Raw genomic sequence first — 1,363 nt, 5'->3', positions numbered from 1 at the left:
GCTGCTCGGCGCCGAGCCACTCCAGCTCGTACGTCCGGGCGACGAACCGCCCGACGGTCTCGGCGTCGGGCTCCAGCAGCCCGTGGACGAGCAGGCCGAAGCCCTCGGCGCCGACCGCGGGCAGCCGGCCCAGGAGGGCGCCCAGCTCCTCGAAGGCGTCGGCGGGCACCGGGCGGTCCCGCTCCCCGACGATCAGCAGCGGGCGGCTCGGCTCGGGCCGGCGGAAGCGCGGGGTGAGCACGTGCGGCGGTTCGGGGCGGAGCCACAGCCCGGCCGGGACGGCCTCCAGCGCCCAGTACGGGAACGCCTGGAACACCCCGGGCCCGGCGGTCCGCCAGTCGGCGCCGCCGTTGCGCCAGGCGGCGGGCGTGGTCGGGCAGCCGGGGGCGGAGGAGAGGCGCAGCAGGAACGGCTCCCACCCGATCCGGCCCTCGCGGTCCAGCACCCGCGAGGTGGGGCCGCCGTGGCCGAGGACGGGCAGGCCGATCGCGGCCTGCACCGGCCGGGCGGTACGGGCGGTCAGCGCGCCGGTGAGCGCGGAGAGTTCGTCGGGGGCCGCCCACGGGGCGCTGATCAGGGGGCGGTCGGAGCCGAGCGGCAGGGAGAGCACGGTCTCGGCGACGTCCTCGGGCAGCAGGACGGGCCGGGTCGGGGTGCCGATCACGATGACGGCGGTGCCGGGTGCGGCGGCCGCCAGCCGCAGGTCGGGCAGCGGGGTGGTGGCCGGGTCGGTCGGGTCGGTGAGCCAGAAGCCGGCCGGCAGCCGCAGGACGCGGACGGCGTTCGCCCGGCCCCGGACGGCGGCGGGGGCCGGAACGGCGGGCGGTTCGACGAAGGCGGTCGGTCGGGTGCGCCGCGATTCCACGGGGGCGACGGCGCCGATCGTGCCCGCCACCCGCCGGGGCTGCTCGCCGGGTTCGCACCGCCACCAGGAGGAGCGTGCGACCGCGCCCTCGGGGTCGTTGACGGTGAGGTGGCCGGCCGGGGTGATCTCCACCAAGCCGTCCGGGGCGACGACCGGGACCCCGGAGCGTTCGGCGACGACCTCGGCCGGGCGGCGGCCGTTGGGGGCGAGGGCGGCCAGTCCGGAGGCGGCGAGCACCAGGTGGGTGGCGCCCCGGGCGCGGGTGATCACCCCGAGGTCGGTCATCCGGTCGCGCAGGACCTTGGCCGAGTCCGGCGCGGAGGCGATCACCACGACGGCGTCGGGGACGGGCCGCAGGGCGCCGATGGCAGCCTTCAGCTCGCTCGGGTGGGCGGTGGCGGAGGCGATCACGAAGTGCGGGCCGACCTCGCGGAGCACCGACGGGCCCGGTTCCGCGGCGCGGGCGGGGGCCGGCACCGGGAGGGTCGCGGCGGGGCC

Annotated in this window: 1 protein-coding gene; it reads right to left on the bottom strand. The window is 79.2% G+C overall.

Translation table 11 applies throughout. The features are described 5' to 3' along the window. A partial coding sequence (locus tag BI06_RS51275) for a hypothetical protein (protein WP_158516470.1) occupies positions 1-1,363 on the bottom strand: 1,363 nt, incomplete at both ends.

This window comes from Kitasatospora sp. MBT66 (assembly GCF_000710405.2).
Lineage (GTDB): Bacteria > Actinomycetota > Actinomycetes > Streptomycetales > Streptomycetaceae > Kitasatospora > Kitasatospora purpeofusca.
This window is presented reverse-complemented; position numbering and strand designations above follow the sequence as displayed.